The organism is Pseudoduganella chitinolytica, assembly GCF_029028125.1.
Lineage (GTDB): Bacteria > Pseudomonadota > Gammaproteobacteria > Burkholderiales > Burkholderiaceae_D > Rugamonas > Rugamonas chitinolytica.
The window spans coordinates 1,258,956-1,280,276 of record NZ_CP119083.1 but is presented as its reverse complement, the minus strand read 5'-3'; the positions used below and the strand labels follow the sequence as shown (position 1 = coordinate 1,280,276).

General features: G+C 63.6%; 22 protein-coding genes and 1 pseudogene. 10 read left to right on the top strand and 13 right to left on the bottom strand.

Translation table 11 applies throughout. The features are described from left to right. Window positions 1–174 precede the first annotated feature (174 nt). The 3 genes and pseudogenes from PX653_RS05665 (at window position 175) to PX653_RS05660 (ending at window position 2,121) form a co-directional block, all read left to right on the top strand. Window positions 175–1,002: a hypothetical protein gene (locus PX653_RS05665; RefSeq protein ID WP_277416937.1), complete on the top strand. Its 828-nt coding sequence runs from the start codon at window positions 175–177 to the stop codon at window positions 1,000–1,002. A gap of 214 nt (window positions 1,003–1,216) precedes the next feature. Continuing rightward, window positions 1,217–1,518 (top strand): annotated as a pseudogene (locus tag PX653_RS28340) (DUF6881 domain-containing protein). 297 nt (window positions 1,519–1,815) lie between these two features. Beyond that, window positions 1,816–2,121 (top strand): hypothetical protein, encoded by a 306-nt coding sequence (locus PX653_RS05660; protein ID WP_277416936.1) that lies wholly within the window; start codon window positions 1,816–1,818, stop codon window positions 2,119–2,121. A gap of 633 nt (window positions 2,122–2,754) precedes the next feature. Here the strand turns inward: PX653_RS05660 and thrC are convergent. The 5 genes from thrC to glyA form a co-directional block, all read right to left on the bottom strand. Continuing rightward, window positions 2,755–3,960, bottom strand: coding sequence for a threonine synthase (gene thrC / locus PX653_RS05655; protein WP_277416935.1), 1,206 nt, complete (start codon window positions 3,958–3,960; stop codon window positions 2,755–2,757). Window positions 3,961–4,036: 76 nt separating this feature from the next. Then, complete coding sequence (locus PX653_RS05650) at window positions 4,037–4,462, bottom strand: Rid family detoxifying hydrolase (protein WP_277416934.1); 426 nt, start codon at window positions 4,460–4,462, stop codon at window positions 4,037–4,039. Between the two features lie 64 nt (window positions 4,463–4,526). Beyond that, window positions 4,527–5,684: an NAD(P)/FAD-dependent oxidoreductase gene (locus PX653_RS05645; RefSeq protein WP_277416933.1), complete on the bottom strand. Its 1,158-nt coding sequence runs from the start codon at window positions 5,682–5,684 to the stop codon at window positions 4,527–4,529. Window positions 5,685–5,690: 6 nt separating this feature from the next. Next, entirely contained in the window at window positions 5,691–6,908 is a 1,218-nt protein-coding gene (locus tag PX653_RS05640; RefSeq protein WP_277416932.1) for a benzoate/H(+) symporter BenE family transporter, read from the bottom strand. A gap of 9 nt (window positions 6,909–6,917) precedes the next feature. Then, the gene (gene glyA, locus PX653_RS05635) at window positions 6,918–8,165 is read right to left on the bottom strand and encodes a serine hydroxymethyltransferase (RefSeq protein ID WP_277416931.1); all 1,248 of its coding nucleotides are present in this window, start codon (window positions 8,163–8,165) and stop codon (window positions 6,918–6,920) included. 262 nt (window positions 8,166–8,427) lie between these two features. Here glyA and PX653_RS05630 point away from each other — a divergent pair, with 262 nt between their 5' ends. From PX653_RS05630 to PX653_RS05620, 3 genes are all read left to right on the top strand, one after another. Continuing rightward, the gene (locus PX653_RS05630) at window positions 8,428–9,828 is read left to right on the top strand and encodes an aminotransferase-like domain-containing protein (protein WP_277416930.1); all 1,401 of its coding nucleotides are present in this window, start codon (window positions 8,428–8,430) and stop codon (window positions 9,826–9,828) included. A 325-nt stretch (window positions 9,829–10,153) separates the two neighbouring features. Beyond that, entirely contained in the window at window positions 10,154–10,495 is a 342-nt protein-coding gene (locus tag PX653_RS05625; RefSeq protein ID WP_277416929.1) for a DUF485 domain-containing protein, read from the top strand. Next, a complete protein-coding gene (locus PX653_RS05620; RefSeq protein WP_277416928.1) occupies window positions 10,492–12,168 on the top strand; it encodes a cation acetate symporter in 1,677 nt (558 codons plus the stop codon). The genes PX653_RS05625 and PX653_RS05620 overlap by 4 nt, the downstream gene beginning before the upstream one ends. A gap of 21 nt (window positions 12,169–12,189) precedes the next feature. Here the strand turns inward: PX653_RS05620 and PX653_RS05615 are convergent, their stop codons facing one another. From PX653_RS05615 to PX653_RS05595, 5 genes are all read right to left on the bottom strand, one after another. Then, window positions 12,190–12,795 (bottom strand): hypothetical protein, encoded by a 606-nt coding sequence (locus tag PX653_RS05615; protein ID WP_277416927.1) that lies wholly within the window; start codon window positions 12,793–12,795, stop codon window positions 12,190–12,192. A 29-nt stretch (window positions 12,796–12,824) separates the two neighbouring features. Beyond that, a complete protein-coding gene (locus PX653_RS05610; RefSeq protein WP_277416926.1) occupies window positions 12,825–13,169 on the bottom strand; it encodes a translation initiation factor Sui1 in 345 nt (114 codons plus the stop codon). Between the two features lies 1 nt (window position 13,170). Further along, window positions 13,171–13,407: a hypothetical protein gene (locus PX653_RS05605; RefSeq protein ID WP_277416925.1), complete on the bottom strand. Its 237-nt coding sequence runs from the start codon at window positions 13,405–13,407 to the stop codon at window positions 13,171–13,173. Between the two features lie 12 nt (window positions 13,408–13,419). Next, entirely contained in the window at window positions 13,420–15,618 is a 2,199-nt protein-coding gene (locus PX653_RS05600) for an OsmC domain/YcaO domain-containing protein (protein WP_277416924.1), read from the bottom strand. A 139-nt stretch (window positions 15,619–15,757) separates the two neighbouring features. Then, on the bottom strand, window positions 15,758–16,645 hold the full coding sequence (locus tag PX653_RS05595) for a LysR family transcriptional regulator (protein WP_277416923.1): 888 nt from the start codon (window positions 16,643–16,645) through the stop codon (window positions 15,758–15,760). Window positions 16,646–16,757: 112 nt separating this feature from the next. Here PX653_RS05595 and PX653_RS05590 point away from each other — a divergent pair, with 112 nt between their 5' ends. Beyond that, a complete protein-coding gene (locus PX653_RS05590) occupies window positions 16,758–17,624 on the top strand; it encodes an SDR family oxidoreductase (protein ID WP_277416922.1) in 867 nt (288 codons plus the stop codon). After that, window positions 17,602–17,907: an SRPBCC family protein gene (locus tag PX653_RS05585; protein WP_277416921.1), complete on the top strand. Its 306-nt coding sequence runs from the start codon at window positions 17,602–17,604 to the stop codon at window positions 17,905–17,907. Before PX653_RS05590 ends, PX653_RS05585 begins: the two co-directional genes overlap by 23 nt. Window positions 17,908–17,956: 49 nt before the next feature. Here PX653_RS05585 and PX653_RS05580 read toward each other — a convergent pair whose 3' ends face one another. After that, the gene (locus PX653_RS05580; RefSeq protein ID WP_277416920.1) at window positions 17,957–18,520 is read right to left on the bottom strand and encodes a hypothetical protein; all 564 of its coding nucleotides are present in this window, start codon (window positions 18,518–18,520) and stop codon (window positions 17,957–17,959) included. Window positions 18,521–18,617: 97 nt separating this feature from the next. Between PX653_RS05580 and PX653_RS28335 the strand changes: the two genes are divergently transcribed. Next, on the top strand, window positions 18,618–18,842 hold the full coding sequence (locus tag PX653_RS28335) for a tannase/feruloyl esterase family alpha/beta hydrolase (RefSeq protein WP_371876418.1): 225 nt from the start codon (window positions 18,618–18,620) through the stop codon (window positions 18,840–18,842). Window positions 18,843–18,896: 54 nt separating this feature from the next. Here the strand turns inward: PX653_RS28335 and PX653_RS05570 are convergent, their stop codons facing one another. Further along, entirely contained in the window at window positions 18,897–19,232 is a 336-nt protein-coding gene (locus PX653_RS05570; RefSeq protein WP_277416918.1) for a sugar ABC transporter ATPase, read from the bottom strand. Between the two features lie 437 nt (window positions 19,233–19,669). Further along, window positions 19,670–20,764 (bottom strand): helix-turn-helix transcriptional regulator, encoded by a 1,095-nt coding sequence (locus tag PX653_RS05565; RefSeq protein ID WP_277416917.1) that lies wholly within the window; start codon window positions 20,762–20,764, stop codon window positions 19,670–19,672. Window positions 20,765–21,038: 274 nt separating this feature from the next. Here PX653_RS05565 and PX653_RS05560 point away from each other — a divergent pair, with 274 nt between their 5' ends. Further along, the gene (locus PX653_RS05560) at window positions 21,039–21,317 is read left to right on the top strand and encodes a hypothetical protein (protein ID WP_277416916.1); all 279 of its coding nucleotides are present in this window, start codon (window positions 21,039–21,041) and stop codon (window positions 21,315–21,317) included. Window positions 21,318–21,321 lie beyond the last annotated feature (4 nt).

The window sequence follows — 21,321 nt, the reverse complement described above, 5'->3', positions numbered from 1 at the left end:
CCGCGCTACCACATTTGGCAACCCGACTATAAGGAATTCATCGTCATGGTGGAATTCATTTTAGCACCCCGCTCCCGCTTCGGCGCGGGATGATGAGCATGTCCAAATTGGGAATTATCATCAAGCTGATAGCGCCTTCAAGTTGAAGCTCTGCCGGCTACCGAGGATAATGAATTGCTGAACATAATCGATGCTCTGAACAGCGGTGAATTCAGAGCGGAATTTGGTGATTACCTGCCATTCAAATTGTGCCGCGAAAACCACTCGCATGAATGGCAGCTCTATTGGCAAACTGGAGATTTTAAATCTTCCTTTCTTGAAATATCCATCGGCGGCATATCTTATGCGATTATCGAGATATGCTTGCTTCTGCCTGGGAAGGTGATCCGAAAATTTCCAGTGGTCGATCTTCAGTGTGTGAATAGCTTAACTGGCATCCCAGTAGTGAATACTACGGACTGGCCAGATGTAAGCATTAAAGATGAACCGGGCACTTTACGTGTATTTCTTGATGCAGGGCGTCTGCTTATAAACCTTTCCGCATCGACCAAGACAGAAAGGCTAATCACCTCAGGCGGGATTACCTTCGGGCTGGATGCCGAGAGTTCCTTGGCGTGGATACAAATGAGCAATATGAAATTTAATTTTGATAAGATGGTTCTTAGCGACGCGAGCATAACGGCCTTGCGGATGCAGCCCGCAGCAATAGAAATCGACTACGTTGATTGGCAAGAACAAAAACACACACTGGTTTTTCGCAACGCTATAAGTTGCTATGCTGCAAGCCCTTATGGTAAGGCGTTGAGCCGCGGTTCTACTCAATGCGAAGGCGATTATTTGCGGGAATGCTGTGCTACCGCGGAGGAGGATAATGTCGAGCTGTTCACCGTGTTTGATTTCGTTGACGCATGGAACGATAAAAAGATTCTAAGGATAGTCGCTGAAGCGGTTTCGGAAAAAACTATCTCTCCGGCAGACCCGTCAGACGCGCTACAACGTTAGTGTGGTTGGATTTATTTCACTAAGGCTTGTCAGTTTCGTTTTAGCACCCTGCTCCCGCTTCGCCGCTAGATGACGAGAATGTCCAATTTCTGGAATATTATCAAGCTGATAGCGCCTTCAAGTTGCAGCTCTGCCGGCTAAACCAATTTTTAGCAATGAATGAAACGACTGATATCCGCGAATCACAATCATGTAGCGAAAAGGGTCTTAAAGAATGAGATACTTTCGCGTAATATGGTTTCACGCTATCGAGACTGAACCTATCCGGTTATACAGCGAACTTGACGGCGAACTGTGGGAACATCGTAAAGTTGAGATTTATACCGATGGGACGTGCAGCTACGCGAGTAAAGAAGAGCATATAGGAACTGCCAGACTGAGTGAAGCCCCCTTCCGCCCATAGAAGAGATCGCGCTCGACCCGCAATTCCAGCCCTCAGAAATAACTAAAACGGACTTTGAACAAGTTTGGCACTCTGCGCACGATCAGAAAGACACCCTTCTTGCTCCACGTTAGACTATGAGAGCGAACCGAGTAAAACGGTGGTAATGTATTACCCTCTGTGCACGAAGTTCTCGACTTCGCGACGAGGCCTGGGTAGGCAAGACAGTTCCCCTCCTAAACGCCCCGGGTGCGTTTGCAGTACCGATGGGACGTATCAATTGGGATCGCCGGCGATAAGTCACACACACCAGAGAAATGCCGAACGTAGCAGGAGCGAAAAACGTGGGTAACGTAACGTCTATACAGATTTTTTTTCGATCGTACATAGCTGAGAGAAACGTGGTTGACGCTTGGACAGCGATAACTGGAATGGAAGTAGAGTCGTTTGAACATCCGTTGGCTGACGCCATAGGGTTTATGCAGTTCACACAATACACCGAAGGTTTCGCGCAAGGTGCCCTGATTAGCTGGCCGTCTGAAATTACATTGCCAGTAACCGAGACAGAGCTAGTCGAGCAACTCGCAATGAAGCTTAACGCCACCGTATTGCTCGAAAGTACTGCCAAGCTTGGAATTTGGCTCACAGCATTCGGCAATTCCCCTGCGGTTGAGACCACGGTAAAGTACTTGGACGATGGCATTAAGGCATTCGACAGATTGGGAGATGAGCATTGATCGAAGCGCAGAAATAGCCGACGTTGCACTCCGCATGCAGGGATAGCACGGTAACGCGCATTTCCATATTGCTGGCATTAAAGACAGATCATGACAGTACCGAACCTGGAAAAAAATCTATAGCGATTCGTACGGATTACGGATATCCGGGCTATTCAGTGCAATCGAGGGTAACAACAGAGGCATGTCGTTTACGGACCAGAAACGCACCTTTTTCGAAATCCTGACACTGTGGCTCGACCAGGGGAAGATCAAGTTTTGCAGGCCCGACGACCCCTCGGAAAAGTCTGGGACGCTTCCAGCAGCGAGATCGTGAGCTATCTCCGCGACCTCTGGCCGCCAGAAGCAGTGGATGAGTTTGACTCTAACCTGAATATGTACTTCTATGAGATTCCTGTAGTGAGATGGATAGATCTCGATGGAACCTTGCATGGATCATAGGTAAGCCAGCTGTTGCCCACAATTCGCGGCGCATCCAGATGCGTACCGTGACGGTCCCATCTCCTGCTGCGTGACCCCGACGGCAACCAGGTACTGCTGTTCGAGTACCGCGACGACCCGCCGTAGCGCGTACGCGGTGTCACCAAGCCACCAGCATGGTGCAAAACTCGCTGCGCAACGGCGCAACCGCCCTCAAGCCGCCACCACCTGCCGCTCCCCCACCGCCTCCGCCAGCACCCCACTCCTGAGCAACCCGGCAATATCCTTCAACCCGGTCCCGGTCACCAGCACGACGGCGGTCTCGTCCGCCGCCAGCGAGCCCCACTTCTGCATGCCGGCGTACGCCGCGGCGGCGCCCGCTTCGGCAAAGACCCCGCAGCCGCGCGCCAGCGCGGTGACGGCGTCGAAGATTTCGGCGTCGGTGACGGTGATGAATTCGCCGCCGCTGTGCTCGATGGCGCGCAGCGCCTTGATGCGGTCGCGCGGCAGGGCCACGCTGATGCTGCCGGCCGACGTGCGGGCCGGTTGCGCCGTCGCGCCGTTCGGGCCCGTGCCCGCGCGCCAGGCGCGGTACATGAAGTCGCTGCCGCTGGCCTGCACGCCCATGATGCGGGGAACGCGGTCGGTGCAGCCCATCTGGTACAGCTCGTGGAAACCCTTGTAGACGGCGCCGACGATGCAGCCATTGCCGACCGGGACGAAGACGCGGTCCGGCACCTGCCAGTGCAGTTGCTCGGCGATCTCGAAGGAGACCGTCTTCTTCCCTTCCGACATGTACGAGTTGATGCCCGTGCTGCGGTTGTACCAGCCGTTTTCCTTGCACGCTTCATAGCAGGCGACGAATGCTTCGTCGTAGCCGCCCGCCACTTCGATGACGCTGGCGCCGTAGGCACGCATCTGGGCCAGTTTTTCCCTTGGTGCGCTGTCCGGGGCGAAGATCACGCAGCGCATGCCGCTGGCCGCGCTCATGCAGGCCAGCGCCGCAGCGGCATTGCCCGTGCTGGCCGTGGCGATGGTGTCGTAGCCGCGGCTGCTGGCCAGTGCCACCGCCAGCGCGCTGGCGCGGTCCTTCAGGGAGCCGGTCGGGTTGCGGGTGTCGTCCTTGACGAGGATCCTGCCCCGCTCGTCGTGCCTGAGCGTGTACAGGGGCGAGCCACCCGTGTGCAGCACCGGCCGGAAATCCGCCGGGATCGGCAGCAGGCTGCGGTAGCGCCACATGTCGAAGGCGTCACGGCGGGCCACGTCGGCGCGGAAGCTGGCTCCGATGCGCTCGTAGTCGTACAGCACGTCCAGCGCGCCGTCCAGTTCGCAGGTGGGACAGCAATAACCGACCTCATTCTTTGCATAGCTCGTATGACAGTGCAGGCAGCGCAGCAGGTAACCCGTTTCCATGCTCATGACAGATTCGTTTTCCTTGGGTGGTTGAACAACGAAGCGGCCCCGGCCCTTGGCCGCAGCCGCAGGCCGCAGGTGCTCAGCTGCGCTGGACCAGGATGGCGTCGATCGCCACCAGCGTGCCGCGCGCCAGGCTGGCGGCGCCGACCGTCGTGCGGGCCGGGTACGGCTGCTGGAAGAATTCGGCCATGATGGCGTTCATGACGGGGAACTTGGCGATGTCGGTGATGTAGACGGTGACCTGGACGATGTCGTCGATCGTGCCGCCGCAGCCTTCGGCCATCGTCTTGAGGTTGCTGAAGGTCTGGCGTACCTGGCCTTCGAAGCCGCCCTCGGCGATGTCGTTCGTGCCGGGCACGACGGGCGTTTGCGCGGCCAGGAACACCATGTTGCCGACCCGGACGCCCTGCGAATAGGTGCCCAGCGGCAGGGGCGCCTTGTCCGTGAAGACGATGCTGCGCTCCGCTGCGTCGGCGAGGTCGATGCGTTCTGTTACCTGGTTCATGCTGGTTCCTTGTGGGTGAGTAAGTCGAAAGATAAAGGGGAACTACGACGAAATCGGTGCTGTGCTAGGCCAGTTCGGCCACGGCCGTGACGGCCTGGGCGGCCATCCCGAGCACGCGGCCGGGTGCCACGTCGGCGGCATCGATGCCGGCCAGGTCGGCGGGCACGCCGCTGCCGGTCGCTAGCGCCGCGCACAGCCGGGCCATCGCGGGCGCCGTCTGGATGCCGTAGCCGCCCAGCGCGGCGCACCAGACGAAGCCTTCCTCGTCCGGATGCGCGCCGACGATGGGGCTGCGGTCCGGCACGAATACGCGCAGGCCGGCCCAGCGGTTCATGATGCGTTGTGGGCGCAAGGTCGTGGCCCGCTCCAGCCGGTCCATGGCGATCGCCACGCCCAATTCGTCGGGCAGCGCGTCATGCGGCTCGGCCGGCGTCTCATCGCACGGCGACACCATCAGGCGGCCCACGTCGGGCTTGATGAACAGCTGCTCGTCGACGGTGCCGATGTAAGGGCAATCCGTGACCTCGCACTGGGGGTCGATCACGACGACCGTGCGCAGCAACGGCTGGATGCCCAAAGTCGTGGCGCCGCAGCGCTGCGCCACGACATCCGCCCACGCGCCGGCGGCATTGACGATGGTGCCGGCCGCGACGTGGCTGCCGTCGGCCAGGCGCACGTCCCATGCCCTGCCCTCGCGCCTGGCGGCGACGATTTCCGTCGACGTCCGGACCTGCCCGCCGCGCAGGCGCAGGCCGCGCAGGAAGGCGCTGTGGATGGCATGCACGTCGAGGTCGAACGCGCTTGGCTCGTAGATGCCGGCGATCCACTGCGGCGCCATGAACGGCGCCAGCTCGGCGATGTCGCCGCGTTCGACCCAGCAGGCGCTCGGCACGTGCTGCCTGACGGCGCCGTAGCGCGCCTGCAGCTTGCCCCAGTGCGCCTCGTCGCCCAGGATCAGGGCGCCCCGTGGCGCGCTCAGCGCGTCGCCGGTCAGTTCCGCGGGCGGCTCTTCGAAGAACGCGCGCGAGGCGCAGGTAAGCCGGCGGATCAGCGCGTTGCCGTAGCTCTCCATCGAGATGGCCGCCGAGCGGCCGGTCGTGTGGTAGGCGAGGCTTTGTTCGCGTTCCAGCACCAGCACGCTGCCTTGGCGCGCCAGCTCGGAGGCCACCGCGATGCCGGCGATGCCGCCGCCGACCACGAGGAAATCAAAGGATTGTGTCATCGTTCGTCAAGCCTTCTTCAGGGTTGCAAGCTGCGGTGCCGGGCGTTTCCACGGCTTGTGCAGTACGAGGTAGGCAGCGCCGCCGATCACGAGGCCCCAGAACGCGGCGCCCAGGCCCAGGAAGCTCATGCCCGACGCGGTCACCAGGAAGGTGACGATGCTGGCGTCGCGGTGGCTTTCGTCCTGCACGGTGCCGATCAGCCCCGTCGTGATGGCGCCGATCAGCGCCAGGCCGGCCAGCGCGGCGATCAGTTCGTGCGGCAGCGACGAGAACAGCAGTGCCAGCGCCCCGCCGAACGTGCCGACGACCACATAAATGGCGCCGCCCGCCACGCCGGCCACGTAGCGCCGGTCGGCGTTCTCGTGGGCTTCCTTGCCCGTGCAGATGGCCGCCGTGATGGCCGCGAGGTTGACACCATGGGCGCCGAACGGTGCCAGCAGCAGCGAGGCGAAACCGGTCGTGGCGATGATGCCGCTGGCCGGCACCTGGTAGCCGGACGTGCGCAGCACGGCCATGCCCGGCACGTACTGGCCCGTCAGCGTGACGAGCGCCAGCGGCAGGCCCAGGCTCAACACCGCGTGCCAGGACCATTCGGGCGTCGTCCACACGGGCCGCACGACAGCCAGCTCCAGTTGCGACAGGTGGGTGGTGCCGGTCGTGACGGCAAACGCGGTCCCGACCAGCAGCACGCCGGCAATCGCGTACCGGGGCAACGCCCGCTTGGCGACCAGGAAGGTGAGCACCATCAGCAGCACCAGCGCGGGGTTGGCCTTGATCGACGTGAACACTTCCGTGCCGAAGCGCAGCAGGATCCCGGCCAGCATCGCCGCGGCGATGCCCTTCGGGATGCGGCTGATGAAGCGGTCGAAGGCACCGGACAGGCCGATCAGCGTGATTGCCACGGAACTGGTGATATAGGCACCGATCGCCTGCCCCAGCGGCATCGTGGTCAGCATCGTCACCAGCAGCGCGGCGCCCGGGGTGGACCAGGCCGTGATGACGGGGGTCTTCAGGCGCCAGCTCAGCACCAGGCCCGTCAGGCCGCTGCCGATCGAGATGGCCCAGATCCACGACGACGTCTGCGCCTCGGAAAGATGGGCCAGCCGGGCGGCCTGGAACACGATCACGAGCGGACCGGCATACGAGATCAGGACGGCGAGGAATCCCGCCACCAGCGCGGAGACCGAACTGTCCTCGCGCAATGTTTGCAATGGGCTGGTCATGACGGGTCCTTAGCGGTACACGGGGAAGTCGCGGCACAGCGCGCGCACCTGCTCGTGCACGCGCGCCAGCGTCGGCGCGTCGGTGGGCGCGTGCAGCACGTCCGCCACCAAGTTGCCAACCAGGCGCGCTTCGGCCACGCCGAACCCGCGCGTGGTGATCGCCGGGCTGCCCAGGCGGATGCCGCTGGTGATCACGGGTTTCTGCGGGTCGTTCGGGATCGAGTTCTTGTTGCAGGTGATGCAGACGTCGCCCAGGATGCGCTCGGCGTCCTTGCCCGTGATGCCGGCCTCGCGCAGGTCGACCAGCATCAGGTGGCTCTCGGTGCGGTTCGAGACGATGCGCAGGCCGCGTTCCTGCAGGGCGCCCGCCATGGCGGCAGCGTTGGCCAGCACCTGTTCCTGGTACTGGCGGAACGACGGCGCCAGCGCTTCCTTGAACGCCACGGCCTTGCCGGCCACCACGTGCATCAGCGGCCCGCCTTGCGTGCCGGGGAAGATGGCGGAATTGACGGCCTTCTCGTGCTGCTCCTTCATCAGGATCACGCCGCCGCGCGGACCGCGCAAGCCCTTGTGGGTGGTGGACGTGACGAAGTCCGCATGCGGCACGGGGTTCGGGTACTGGCCGCCGGCGATCAGGCCGGAGTAATGCGCCATGTCGACCATGAAGTACGCGCCGACGTCGCGCGCGACCCGGGCGAAGCGCTCGAAGTCGATCCGCAGCGAATACGCGGAAGCGCCGGCGATGATCATTTTCGGCCGCACGGCATGGGCGGTGCGCTCCATTGCCTCGTAGTCGATCTCCTCGGCTTCGTTCAAGCCATAGCTGTGCACGTCGAACCACTTGCCGCTGATGTTCAGGGGCATGCCGTGCGTCAGGTGGCCCCCTTCGGCCAGGCTCATGCCGAGGATGGTGTCGCCCGGCTTGAGGGCGGCGAAGAACACGGCCTGGTTGGCCTGCGAGCCGGAATGCGGCTGCACGTTGGCGCATTCGGCGCCGAACAGGCTGCGCAGGCGGGCGATGGCGAGGCGCTCGGCCTCGTCGACGATGTCGCAGCCACCGTAATAGCGCTTGCCGGGATAGCCTTCCGCATATTTATTCGTGAGTTGCGAGCCGACCGCCGCCAGCACGGCAGGCGACGTGTAGTTTTCCGAAGCGATGAGCTCGATGTGCTCTTCCTGGCGCTGCGTCTCGCGCTGGATGACCGCGTCGATTTCGGGATCGATGGCGGCAAGGGTATGGGTATGACGATCAAACATGGGCTGTTCCCGGCTGAGTGGACGGATGCGGACGTGCCGCTCGAAACTTACATCGATTTATTCGATGTAAATTGCCTAGTTAATTTAGTGTAAACATCGCAATCGGTCAACACATTGTTCTGTTTGATGTTGCGAAAACCGCTTATTATTAGGCTATGTAATGGTGAGATGCAGAATGGAAACGAATTGCATCGCTGCGGTACTGACTTGCAATGTTGTAAAATAGTGCAATCGCCCTAATCAACCCAATCAAGGAAACACCATGTGGCAGCCGGAACTCGTGCAGACTGAGGGCCCGATCTATGAAAAAATCGCGGCGGCGCTGGAACGCGACATCCGCGCCGGTGTGCTCAGCAACGGCACCCGGCTGCCCACGCTGAAAGAGCTGGCGGCCCTGCTGCGGGTGACGCCGGGCACGGTGAACCGGGCTTACGAGCTGGCGCAGCGGCGTGGCCTGGTGCAGGGCGAGGTCGGCCGCGGTACCTACGTGCGCGCGCAGGAAGGACTGGCCGAGCTGGTCAGTACGCCCCTGGTCCCGGCCCCGTCCCCGCCAGCGGAGCCGATGGGCGGGTGGCTCGACCTGTCCATCGTCAAGCCCAACCTGCCGCTGCAGGAACCGTACGTGCGCGCCGCCCTGCTGGAACTGAGCCAGTCGCCGCTGCTGTCGGAAATGCTGGACTACACGCCGGACGGCGGCCATCCCCTGCACCGCCAGGCCGGCGCCGCCTGGATGCAGGCGGCCGGCCTGGCCGCGCGGCCGGAGCAGGTGCTGCTGACGGCCGGCGCCCAGCATGGCCTGTGGGTGGCGGTGAATGCGCTGACGCGCGCGGGCGACCTGGTGCTGGGCGAGTCGCTGTGCTACCCGGGCGTGGCCTCCGTCGTGCATGGGCTGGGCCGGCGCCTGCGCGGCGTGGCGATGGACGAGGAAGGCATGGACCCGGCCAGCCTGCGCGAGCTGTGCCAGCGCGAGCGGCCCGCCATGGTGATCTGCATCGCCACCTGCCAGAATCCCACCACCCGGGTAATGTCGGCGGCGCGGCGCAGTGCGATCGCGGCGCTGGCCCGGGAGTTCGACTTCATCCTCGTCGACGACGACCTGTACGGCTTCCTCGCGCCCACGCCGCTGCTGCCGCTGGCCAGCTATGCGCCGGAGCGGACGCTGTACCTGACGAGCCTGTCGAAATCCGTCTCGTCGACGGTGCGCCTGGGCTACCTGCACTGCCCGCCCGCGTGGCTGGCGGGGCTGGCCGCCAGCGTGCGCACCAGCGTGTGGATGGTGTCGCCGCTGGCCGCCCAGCTGGCGACCACCCTGATCAACAGCGGCAAGGCGCAGGAACTGTGCAACGCCCAGCGCACCGAGGCCCGGCAGCGCCAGCTGATGGCGCGCGAGCTGCTGGGACAGTTCGACTATGCCGCCCTGCCGACCGCCTATCACCTGTGGCTGAAGCTGCCCGAGTTCTGGAGCGGCGGCGACCAGTTCGCCGCCATCGCCCGCGGCCACCAGTTGCTGGTCGCCGGCGGCGACGCGTTCTCGATGAACGGCGATGGCGAGGGCCGGCAGTACGTGCGCATCGCGCTGATGGCAGGGTCGCGCGAGCAGATGCGCTTCGTGCTGACGAAGCTGGCCGGGCTCCTGAAGATGCCGGATACGCGGTGGTTATGAGCTGACCGCCGCTCCGCTGGGGTCCGTCCCCGGTAAGCGACGGCCGGCGCGCTTGCCGTTGCCGTATCGAGGGGACTGACCCGGGTTTTCGTCCAGATCGCGGTGAAAACCGGGGTCAGTCCCCTGGTGACGACCCGTGCCAGCGCTCAAGCCAGCACTTACCGGGGACAGACCCCAGTCGCCTCATCCGTAAGCCAGCACTTACCGGGGACAGACCCCCGTCTCCTCATCCGTAAGCAAGCGGTAAGAAATTTTCCGTAGGGTTCAGCCTGGCAGTTTGCCCAAGCAAGCTGGCCCTACGAAAAATTACTGGAGACAAAGCACCATGGAACAAGACCTCGTTCACCGGGTCAAGAACGACCCCAATTACCAGAAACTGGTGAAAACCCGCTCGCGCTACGGCTGGATGCTGACCTGGTCCGTCATGATCGCGTATTACGGCTTCACGGCCCTGAACGCCTTCGGCAAGGAATTCATGGCCGGCAAGATCGGCGATGGCGTCATGTCGCGCGGCGTGCCGCTCGGCCTGTTCGTGATCCTGTTCACCGTCGCCGTCACTGGCATCTACGTGCGCCGCGCCAACCGCGAGTTCGACGCGTTGACGGACGCCATCCACAAGAACGCCGCACGGGTGCCGGCCAAGCAGGCCGAAGAGGTGCGCGCATGAGCGGCCGTTTCGCGCTGCGCGGCGTGGCCGCCCTGCCTGCCCTGCTTCTCCTAAGCGTTGCCGGCGCCGTATTCGCCGCACCCGACCTGGGCCAGTCGACCAAGCAGGCCACCAACTGGACCGCGATCGTCATGTTCGCGGCCTTCGTGCTGCTGACGCTGTTCATCACCAAATGGGCCGCCGGGCGCACCCGCTCGGCTTCCGACTTCTACACGGCCGGCGGCGGCATTACCGGCTTCCAGAACGGCCTGGCCATCGCGGGCGACTTCATGTCGGCCGCGTCGTTCCTCGGCATCTCCGCGGCGGTGTTCGCCAACGGCTTCGACGGCCTGATCTATGCGATCGGCTTCCTGGTCGGCTGGCCCGTACTGACGTTCCTGATGGCCGAGCGCCTGCGCAACCTGGGCCGCTTCACGTTTGCGGACGTGGCCGCCTATCGCTTCGCCCAGAAGCCCGTGCGCATGTTTGCCGCGTCCGGCACGCTGGTCGTCGTGCTGTTCTACCTGATCGCCCAGATGGTCGGTGCCGGCCAGCTGATCAAGCTGCTGTTCGGGCTGGACTACTGGATCGCCGTCGTGCTGGTGGGCCTCCTGATGATGGTGTACGTGCTGTTCGGCGGCATGACCGCCACCACGTGGGTGCAGATCATCAAGGCCGTGATGCTGCTGGGCGCGACCACGTTCATGGCGTTCTCCGTGCTGGCGCTGTATGACTTCAGCCCGTCCGCGCTGTTTGCCGAGGCCGTGCACGTGCACGCCAAGGGCGACGCCATCATGGGCCCGGGCGGCTTCATCAAGGACCCGATCTCCGGCATTTCGTTCGGCATGGCGCTGATGTTCGGTACCGCGGGCCTGCCGCACATCCTGATGCGCTTCTTCACCGTACCGAGCGCCAAGGAAGCGCGCAAGTCGGTGCTGTGGGCCACCACCTGGATCGGCTACTTCTACGTGCTGGTGTTCATCATCGGCTTCGGCGCCATCGTCCTGGTCGGTACCAACGCGGGCTTCAAGGATGCCGCCGGCAAGCTGCTGGGTGGCGACAACATGGCGGCGGTGCACCTGGCCAAGGCCGTGGGCGGCGACGTGTTCCTGGGCTTCATCTCGGCCGTGGCCTTCGCGACGATCCTGGCGGTGGTGGCCGGCCTGACGTTGTCCGGCGCCTCCGCCGTGTCGCACGACCTGTACGCCACCGTCATCAAGAAGGGCCAGCCGGCCCCGGGCAGCGAACTGCGCGTGTCGAAGTTCACGACCATCGTGCTGGGCGCCATCGCCGTCCTGCTGGGCATCGTGTTCGAGAAGCAGAACGTGGCGTTCATGGTGTCGCTGGCCTTTGCGATTGCCGCCTCGGCCAACTTCCCCGTGCTGTTCATGTCGGTCCTGTGGAGCAAGTGCACCACGCGCGGCGCGACCGTCGGCGGCTTCCTGGGCCTGATCACGGCCGTGACCTTGACCGTGCTGTCGAAATCGGTGTGGGTCGACGTGTTCCACAACGCCACGGCCATCTTCCCGTACACGTCGCCGGCGCTGTTCTCGATGACGGTGGGCTTCGTCGGCATCTGGCTGTTCTCGGTGACGGACAGCAGCAAGCGCGCCGCCATCGACAAGGCCGGCTTTGCGGCCCAGGAAGTGCGTTCGGAAACGGGCATCGGCGCGGCCGGGGCAACCGCGCACTAAGCGTATTCCCCGCGGGCGGGGCTAGCGGATATTGGCCGCCAGCTTCGCCCACACGGCGTCGCCGATATCGCGGCGCCCGTCCAGCGGCTGGAACGACAGGAAGAACACCTCGTTCTTGACGCCCGTCGCCATGTACATGAAGTAGGCGGGCTGGCCCGTCGTGCCGCTGTTCATCGACAGCAGCACGGCCGGATGCTTGGCGTCCTTGAACTGGCGCACCTGCACGTTGGTCGCCACGCTTTTCATCTTGTTCAGCGTGCCGGGATCGTCGATGCCGTAGAACACCTTGTGGCGTGCGTCGTACGTCACTTTCGTCGCCAGCGACGCCACCATGTAGCCATTGCGGGTCGGCAACTTCTCCGCCGTGGCCGTGGCCGCATCCGCCGGACGCATCCAGTACGAATAACCGACCCGCTTGACACCCGACTGGGCGTACTCCACCGGTACCGGCACGTTCAATGCCACCGGCACCGGCAGGCGGCCCTGCAGGAACTGGTTGATGGGCACGTCGCGGGTTTGTACGGCGGCGGCAGGAGCAACAGGTGCGACAGGTGCAACCGGTGCAACCGGTGCGGCCCAGGCCGCGGCACCGGCTGCCAGGCCGGCAGCAAGCAACATCGTTTTCATGCAATCCCTTCTGGTTGGTGACGGTGGCATCAGCCGCCCGTCCGTTTCGGCCTGTGGCCGGCCTTGGTCAGCACGTCCATCACGACGTCGCAATGGTCGCCCTGCACTTCGATGACGCCATCCTTGACGGTGCCGCCCGAGCCGCATGCGGTGCGCAACTGCTTGCCCAGCACGGCCAGTGCGGCGGCATCGAGCGCCAGCCCCTTGACGACCGTGACGCACTTGCCGCCCCGGCCCTTCGTCTGGCGTGCCACGCGCACGTTGCCGTCGCCCAGCGGTACGGCCGCGCCCTTGCAGGCGCAACCGGCGAGCGGCTGGCGGCACGCCGGGCACATGCGGCCGCTTTCGGTGGAGTAAACCAGCGTCATGGACATGTCAAGCGGCCGGTTCCAGTCGCGCCAGGCGCTGGCCATGAATGCCCCAGCGCACGGCGACGCCATCGACGGTGCCGCACAGCGCCCAGCCCGTGCCGACCTTCTCGACGGTGACGGGGCTTTCCAGTTCGACGGCCAGCTTCTCGGCCCACATGCCGGCCGCGCCGCGGCCCTTGAACAGTTCGTTGCCGTCGTAGACGACGGTGGCGTCGAACACGGGTTTCGCAAAAATCGTCATAGTGTTCTCCTGTTATTTCGCTGCGGCCGCCGCGCGGGCCTTGTGCAGCTTGCGATAGCTGTCCAGCAGGCGCTGGTGGCGGTCCAGGCCCGCCAGGTCCATGCCGACTGGCGTCAGCCCGTGGAAGCGCACGCTGCCGTCGACCGAGCCCAGGGCGGCGTCCATGCGCGCATTGCCGAACATGCGGCGGAAGTTGGCGACGTAGTCGTCGATGTCCAGGTCGTCGTCCAGCGCCACTTCCAGCACCACGTTCAGGGCCTGGTAGAACAGGCGGCGTTCGACGGTATTGTCGTTGTACTGCAGGAAGGCGCCGACCAGGTCGTGCGCGTCCTCGAAGCGCCCCAGCGCCAGGTTGATCAGGAGGCGCAGTTCCAGCACCGTCAGCTGGCCCCACTCCGTGTTCTCGTCGAACTCGATGCCGATCAGGGTGGCAATGTCGGAGTATTCGTCCAGCTCGTTGTTTTCCAACCGGTCCAGCAGCGCTTCCAGCTGCTTGTCGTCCAGGCGGTGCAGGTTCAGGATGTCTTCCCGGAACAGCAGCGATTTATTGGTGTTGTCCCACACCAGGTCCTCGACCGGATAGATCTCCGAGTAGCCTGGCACCAGGATGCGGCAGGCCACCGCGCCCAGTTCGTTGTATTCGGCGATATAGACTTCCTTGCCGGCGTTGGCCAGGAGGCCCAGCAACCGGGCCGCTTCCTCGGCGTTGGCGTTCTCGCCCGCGCTGGTGAAATCCCACTCGACGAAGTCGTAGTCCGCCTTCGCGCTGAAGAAGCGCCACGACACGATGCCGCTGGAATCGATGAAGTGTTCGACGAAGTTGTACGGCTCCGTCACGGCCGCGCTGGCAAAGGTCGGCGGCGGCAGGTCGTTCAGGCCTTCGAAGCTGCGGCCCTGCAGCAGCTCCGTCAGGCTGCGCTCCAGTGCCACCTCGAAGCTCGGGTGCGCGCCGAACGACGCGAACACACCCCCGGTGCGCGGATTCATCAACGTCACGCACATGACGGGATATTCGCCGCCCAGTGATGCATCCTTGACGAGCACCGGGAAGCCCTGCTCTTCCAGCGCCTGGATGCCGGCCAGGATGCGCGGGTATTTCGCCAGAACCTCCGCAGGGACGTCCGGCAGCGCCAGTTCGCCTTCGATGATCTCGCGCTTGACGGCCCGCTCGAAGATCTCGGACAGGCACTGCACCTGCGCCTCGGCCAGCGTGTTCCCGGCGCTCATGCCATTGCTGGCGTACAGGTTCTCGACGAGATTCGACGGGAAGTACACCGTGGCGCCATCGGACTGGCGCACGAACGGCAGCGAGCAGATGCCGCGCGCGACGTTGCCGGAGTTCGTGTCGACCAGGTGCGAGGCACGCAGCTCGCCGTCCGGATCGTAGATCTCCAGGCAGTATTCGTCGAGGATTTCCTCGGGCAGCGCATCCTTGCGGCGCGGCTTGAACCAGCGCTCGTTCGGGTAATGCACGAAGTCGGCGTTGGCGAGGTCCGCGCCCCAGTAGGCGCCGGCATAGAAGTGATTCGCGCTGAGGCGCTCGATGTATTCGCCCAGCGCGGAAGCCAGCGCGCTCTCCTTGGTCGCGCCCTTGCCGTTGGTGAAGCACATGGGCGAGTGGGCATCGCGGATGTGCAGCGACCAGACGTTCGGCACGATATTGCGCCAGGAAGCGATTTCGATCTTGATGCCCAGGCCCGCCAGGAGGCCCGACATATTGGCGATGGTCTGCTCCAGGGGCAGGTCCTTGCCGGGGATGTAGGTGGCGCTGTCGCCGCCCGGCTGCAGCGTCAGCAGCGCCTGCGCATCGGCGTCCAGGCTTTCCACTTCCTCGATGACGAACTCCGGGCCCTGCTGCACCACTTTTTTCACCGTGCAGCGGTCGATCGAGCGCAGGATGCCCTGGCGGTCCTTGTCGGAGATATCGGCCGGCAGTTCGACCTGGATCTTGAAGATCTGCGCGTAGCGGTTTTCCGGATCGACGATATTGTTCTGCGACAGGCGGATGTTCTCGGTCGGGATATTGCGCGTGTCGCAGTACAGCTTGACGAAATAGGCCGCGCACAAGGCCGACGAGGCCAGGAAGTAGTCGAACGGACCGGGCGCGGAGCCGTCGCCCTTGTAGCGGATGGGCTGGTCGGCGATGACCGTGAAGTCGTCGAACTTCGCTTCCAGGCGGAGCTTGTCGAGAAAATTGACCTTGATTTCCATGATGGATTCCAGAAAACGCTGAAGAAGATGGTGTTGCGATTGTGCTGCCGGCGGCTCATGCGACGGCGAATCCGCGATTATACGCACTCGGGCGTGCTGCACATGGGTGCCGCGCTTCGCTGTCGCCGCGATTGCCGCGCTAGAAGTCGCGCAGGTACGCCGCCAGCTCGTCCGGCGTACCATGCGGGAACGCCGCTTTCAGGTGGTCGAGAAACGCCGTGACGCGGGCACTCAGCAGCCGCCGTGACGGATACAACGCCCAAAGCGCTATCTCGGGGACATCCAGATCGCCCCAATGCACCAGGCGTCCCGCTGCCAGGTCCTGGCTGACCAGTGAAACGGGCAGGCAGGCGGCGCCGACGCCGGCCAGGACGGCGTCGCGCACCATCAGCAAGGACGACAGCCGCAACCTCGATTCGATGGCGATGCCTGGACCCTGCTTCAGGTTCCAGGTCGTGAGGCTGTCCGCATTGGCACGCACCACGGCGGGAACGGGCTCGTCGGCCACCGGTCGCCCGATTGCCGGGTGCGCCACGACCGCCAGCCGGTCGCGCAGGAAAATCCTTCCGACCAGCGTTTCGTCGCGCGCGGGATTGACGCGGATGACCAGGTCGTACCCCTCCTCGACCATGTCGACCGGACGGTCCTCGGCCGTGACTTCCAGCCGCACGTCGGGATAGGCCAGCGCAAAGCTGGCCGCCAGCTTGCCCATTGCCATCTGCGAGAACAGCAACGGCGCGCTGATGCGCAGCCGGCCGCTAGCGGTGCTTTTGCCGGACGTGACCGCCGCCACCGTCTCGTCGATCTCCAGCAACAGCGGCCCCATGCGCGCGTGCAAGGCCTGGCCCTCCTGCGTCAGTTTCAGCGTGCGCGCGCCGCGCTCCAGCAGGCGCACGCCCAGACTCGCCTCCAGTCCCAGCACCCGGCGCGACAAGGTCGCCTTGGGACGGCCGCTGGCGCGCGCGGCCCGGCCGAAGCCGCCGTGGCGGGCGACGAGGTTGAAATCGGCCAGTGCAAGAAGATCCATGTGTATCGCTGGTGGGACGGAGTGTCCAACTATACCGTCTATCGGTACGTCCATGGGACATCTACCATGCAAAGCGTCCACCGACACTCTCAACCAACCAGGAGCAATCATCATGACCATTCTCGTTACCGGTGCCACGGGCAACGTCGGCCGCAATGTCGTCGCACAACTCGTCCAGCGCGACGCGGCCGTCCGCGCCCTTGTCCGCAATCCCGCCAACGCCGACCTGCCGGCCGGCGTCGAGGTCGTCCAGGGCGACCTGCTGGACGTGGACTCCCTGCGCAAGGCCTTCGACGGCGTCTCGACGTTCTTCCTGCTGAACGCCGTGGTGCCCGACGAGGTGACGCAGGCGCTGATCGCCCTGAACGTGGCGCGGCAGGCGGGCGTGCAGCGGGTCGTCTACCTGTCCGTGATCCACAGCGATCGTTACGTCGACGTGCCGCATTTCGCCGGAAAATTCGCCGTCGAACGGATGATCGAGCAGATGGGCTTTTCGGCCACGATCCTGCGCCCGGCCTACTTCATGGACAACGACCTGACGGTCAAGGACACCGTCACCGCGTACGGCGTGTATCCAATGCCGATCGGCGCCAAGGGTCTGGCGATGATCGACGCGCGCGATATCGGCGAGATCGCGGCCATCGAATTGCTTCGCCGCGACCGCGCCGCCACCGACCTGCCACTCGACCGCATCGACCTCGTCGGCCCGGACACGCTGACCGGTCACGACGCCGCCGCCATCTGGACGGAAGCGCTGCGCCGCCCGATAGCCTACGGTGGCGACGATACGGCCGCGTTCGAGCAGAACCTGCGCCGGTTCATGCCGGGCTGGATGGCCTACGACATGCGGTTGATGAGCGAACGGTTCCAGAGCGACGGCATGGTGGCGGGACCGGACGATGCGACCCGCCTGACCGTCCTGCTGGGACGCCCGCTGCGTTCCTACCGCGAGTTCGTTGCGCAAGCCATTGCCGCCTGACCATTCCCTCCCGGAGAGCCATCATGATCTATTCGACCGCCACCGTTCCCGTCAACAGGCCGTCGGCCCGCGCGAGGGCGTCATCGTCAACGAGTTGTTCGAGGATGCCGAGGGTGCGCTGCAGCTCAGGTTCTACTGCTACACCGGCTTGCGGGGCAAGACGCCGGGCGGGCCCGAGGAACAGGCGGAGCAGGCCTGGATGGATAGCGACCAGGGGTATCGGATGGCATTGCTGTCGACCTTGCAGCGGACGCGGGAGTTGCTGGACGATGGGAGGCTGTGATTTCCTGCTGCGCAAGCCGCCCCGCGACTGCGCGGCTCGGATGGCGGCGCTATTTCATATACGCGGGCAGCGCCTTGCCGCTCTTGATGGCGTACCCGGCAATCTTGTCGGCCATGCTCGGTGACACGACAAAACGGGCCAAGGCACCCATTGCTGCACCGACCTGGTAGTCCGCGCCCTTGGACAGGGATTTGTAGTCCGCCAAGCCGTCCATCACGCCCTTTTGTCCCCACGCGACAATATAAGGATTCGACGGCAGCACCGGATGCCCCCCTTGCGCCTGGTCTTCCTGCAGGCGTCCCAGCAATTGGTAGAACACCTTTTTCAGGGCATACAGCGTCGGCGCCGTGTGACAGGTCGGGTCGCCGGAATTCCCGGCGAGAAACCGGATGTACATATAGTGTTCGGCAGCTGCTGCATCGAAATCGTAGTCATAGCGGTGCCGGGTATCGCCTCGAATGGTCTCCATCAGGAAACCCCATGCGACGCGGTTGACCTTGACGACGGACGGCGCGCTGTCGCCGTCCTGCCAGAGAAGATATTTGGCGCTTGCCTGCGACCAGCGGATGAACTCCTGGACGCGCGTATCGTCCAGCTTCGTCAGATTTCCCATATGCCCTCCATCGGTGAACTGCCGCGACGGCGATCCGGCCCGCTTCATCCATCCACTCTACGCCTGTCGCGCATCCTTTCGCACCACAATCGGATGGTTGTCGCCAATTTTGGACAGCACGACGTTCAACGCGTCGTGGGATGCGCTGAAGGTATTGGAGAACTGGACCGAGAACGGTATCGCGCCGGACCACCCGGTCGTGACGGATACGTTCGGCGTGCCTGGCCGTACCCGGCCGCTGTGCGATTATCCAGGCTGGCCGAAGTACCGGGGCAGCGGTGACGTGGACAGGGCCGACAGCTTCGTCTGCGCTGCGCCATGAAGCGCGGGCCAAACGGCCCAGCATGGGCAGTGAGCACGATCGGCCGCGCCAGGCTCAGCGCCGGGGCACCGGCTCGGGGCGGGGCTGGCCGTCGACGAACAGCGTGCCGCCTTCCTTCGTCACGACGTAGCGGACCTCGCACACTTCCGGCACCTTGCCATATGACTTGCCGTTGACGTACACCGTGCGATCGCGCAGCTCGACCTTGTCGGTGTTGACCACGGCGATGCCGACGCGGCCCTTTATCGTGGCGACGTAGCTTTCACCATCCATCGTGCCGGCCGCCGTGCTGTGGCCGTTCCTGGCCAGTTCGTCGAGGGTCTGGGCTCCGGTGTGCACGCAGGCGCAAGCGGCCGCCAGCACCAGCAAGAGGTTTCGTACGTTTTTCATGTGGCGGGAATGGTGTCAGGTAAAGGGCGCATTCTAGCCTGTGGCAAGCGCGCAAAAATACGGAGATTGTCACATTCCGGCCCATTCTGCGAAATGATCGGCAGGTTGATCGCTTCCACCGGGTTGGCGCATTGCCTCCCAGGGTCTGCCCCGCCGCCCCTTCCGCCCATCTTGCTGGTGGGCTTGCAAACGCCGCTCCCGCTGGCGCTTGCCGGCCAGCCATCCGGACCGGCCAGTACTTCATCGTTGCCGACAGCTGGTCCGGCGCCAGGCCTGCGGCAGGGCTGCTGACGCTGCGCTCGGAGCGCCGGCCTCATGCGCTCGTGATCTCATCCTGCGCGCCATCCGAAGCCGTCGCCTACCTCATCCGCCAGCACGGCTGTATCCTGCTGGACCTGCCATCCGCGCCGGCCTGCAGTTCGCCATCGCCATGCGTGTCACGGCGGGGCACCATCCGCCGCAGGCTGGATGGTCCCGGCTCCCATCAGCAGGCGCACCAGGTCGGTCTGCCGCTCCGTGCCGGTCTTCTGGAAGATGGACCGCATCTGGCTTTTCGCCGTGTTGATCGACAGCCCGGCATCGGCTGCAACTTGCGACAACGTTGCGTTGCGGGTACCCACCAGGACTGCCAGGCGCGCCTCCGCCGGTGTCAGGTCGAACAGTTGCTGGAGGAATTGTCCAGACAAATGCACGGACCGCGCGGGATTAGTCAGCACCAATAACGCGGCGGCCTGGCAAAACAGATCGTTGGCACGCCCGCTTATCGGCAGGACATGCAGTACTCTTGTCGCGTCCGGTTCGCAACCAATTACAATGGAACAGCCGGAAAAACTATTGCGTCGCATTAGCTCCGTCGTCCAGGACAACTGCTGCTGCGCACGTTTATCCGATAAACATAAAGCGCCACGAATATCCAGAAACGTATTTCCCAGCTCGTCCTCGAACCGCGCATTATTCGTCATTAATTTTCCCGTCGCATTAATAACGCAGGTAGCCGCGCCGATGGCCTGCAATGCCTCCACATGCCCTCTCATCAACTGCAAACGAAACTGGCCCGCCAACTGAATTGCTCGCGCAAGATGAGGACGCAAGGTATTGAGCTGCGGTATCGCGGCCATTGCGGCTTGATGATCGGGAAAACCTTCCACCGACAGCATCAATCCGGCGCCGTCCAGGCCGGTCACATACGTTCCCGCAGCGGCAAAACAGCCACGAGGATGCAAGAATTCGCGGCAGATGGGCAGATGCAGAAGTTCCTGTTCGGACATCACGTCCAGCTCGGTCACGAAGCCGGGGTGCCGCAGGGCCTGCACCCGCGTCGGCCGCTCATTATCGGCCATCCAGCCCCCGGCCAGGCACTCTTCCATGATGTCGGCCATTTCTCCCCCGCCCACCCAGCATGTGGAATCGGCCGACAGCGTAAACAGCAAGGCGCCTTTGGTGCCGAAATATTCGCCTAAAGTGCGAAGCAATCCCGGCCATTTCTCTGCAATGACGGCCGCTTCATATATTTCCCGGATCAGGCTGTCCATGGTCGTCCCCGCCGTACAACGAATAAGACAGTATTCCACGATTTCACCCGTTCGGGTGTTGTTTGGGGTGCAGGCTCGCGGTCTTATGTCACATATACGACACAAGCGGCGCCCTGGCCGAGATAACCGTCGGCAATTCAATACCAATCGGATCCATTTTGAAACTAACCCATGTCGCTGGCTTATAAGAAATGTGCTGTTGGATATTAACGCCCCATCAATTCAACCAGTACCGCTGCAAACGCACGTCAACGTTCCAACCTGGAGGTGCACCATGTCGAAATTAAGCAAACTCGAAACCGTAGTGGAAGTCGTCCTTGCAGTGTTGAAAAAGGAAGGCTTTGAGCGACCGCCACGCACTCAGGAATCGCCTATGGGTACCGTGGTGGCGGGCGACCTCGACAAATTGGCGCGTATCCTGCTGGCGATCAGCCATCGCCTGCGCGAGAACACACCCGCGTACACGTTCTCCTACGATTACACCTTCTGCGAGAACGCCATGGCTTACGACGAAATCGATCTGTGCGCCGCCGTGTCGGCGCGCACGAACTGAGGAG

What these genes read in the sequence shown, in the direction of transcription:
- PX653_RS05560 (WP_277416916.1), top strand. Translation starts at nt 21,039, where the DNA reads ATGTCGAAATTAAGCAAACTCGAAACCGTAGTGGAAGTCGTCCTTGCA.
- PX653_RS05615 (WP_277416927.1), bottom strand. Translation starts at nt 12,795, where the DNA reads ATGAAAACGATGTTGCTTGCTGCCGGCCTGGCAGCCGGTGCCGCGGCC.
- PX653_RS05590 (WP_277416922.1), top strand. Translation starts at nt 16,758, where the DNA reads ATGACCATTCTCGTTACCGGTGCCACGGGCAACGTCGGCCGCAATGTC.
- PX653_RS05610 (WP_277416926.1), bottom strand. Translation starts at nt 13,169, where the DNA reads ATGTCCATGACGCTGGTTTACTCCACCGAAAGCGGCCGCATGTGCCCG.
- PX653_RS05630 (WP_277416930.1), top strand. Translation starts at nt 8,428, where the DNA reads ATGTGGCAGCCGGAACTCGTGCAGACTGAGGGCCCGATCTATGAAAAA.
- PX653_RS05640 (WP_277416932.1), bottom strand. Translation starts at nt 6,908, where the DNA reads ATGACCAGCCCATTGCAAACATTGCGCGAGGACAGTTCGGTCTCCGCG.
- thrC (WP_277416935.1), bottom strand. Translation starts at nt 3,960, where the DNA reads ATGAGCATGGAAACGGGTTACCTGCTGCGCTGCCTGCACTGTCATACG.
- PX653_RS05595 (WP_277416923.1), bottom strand. Translation starts at nt 16,645, where the DNA reads ATGGATCTTCTTGCACTGGCCGATTTCAACCTCGTCGCCCGCCACGGC.
- PX653_RS05660 (WP_277416936.1), top strand. Translation starts at nt 1,816, where the DNA reads ATGGAAGTAGAGTCGTTTGAACATCCGTTGGCTGACGCCATAGGGTTT.
- PX653_RS05600 (WP_277416924.1), bottom strand. Translation starts at nt 15,618, where the DNA reads ATGGAAATCAAGGTCAATTTTCTCGACAAGCTCCGCCTGGAAGCGAAG.
- PX653_RS05625 (WP_277416929.1), top strand. Translation starts at nt 10,154, where the DNA reads ATGGAACAAGACCTCGTTCACCGGGTCAAGAACGACCCCAATTACCAG.
- PX653_RS05570 (WP_277416918.1), bottom strand. Translation starts at nt 19,232, where the DNA reads ATGAAAAACGTACGAAACCTCTTGCTGGTGCTGGCGGCCGCTTGCGCC.
- PX653_RS05650 (WP_277416934.1), bottom strand. Translation starts at nt 4,462, where the DNA reads ATGAACCAGGTAACAGAACGCATCGACCTCGCCGACGCAGCGGAGCGC.
- PX653_RS05620 (WP_277416928.1), top strand. Translation starts at nt 10,492, where the DNA reads ATGAGCGGCCGTTTCGCGCTGCGCGGCGTGGCCGCCCTGCCTGCCCTG.
- PX653_RS05580 (WP_277416920.1), bottom strand. Translation starts at nt 18,520, where the DNA reads ATGGGAAATCTGACGAAGCTGGACGATACGCGCGTCCAGGAGTTCATC.
- PX653_RS05605 (WP_277416925.1), bottom strand. Translation starts at nt 13,407, where the DNA reads ATGACGATTTTTGCGAAACCCGTGTTCGACGCCACCGTCGTCTACGAC.
- PX653_RS05565 (WP_277416917.1), bottom strand. Translation starts at nt 20,764, where the DNA reads ATGGACAGCCTGATCCGGGAAATATATGAAGCGGCCGTCATTGCAGAG.
- glyA (WP_277416931.1), bottom strand. Translation starts at nt 8,165, where the DNA reads ATGTTTGATCGTCATACCCATACCCTTGCCGCCATCGATCCCGAAATC.
- PX653_RS05645 (WP_277416933.1), bottom strand. Translation starts at nt 5,684, where the DNA reads ATGACACAATCCTTTGATTTCCTCGTGGTCGGCGGCGGCATCGCCGGC.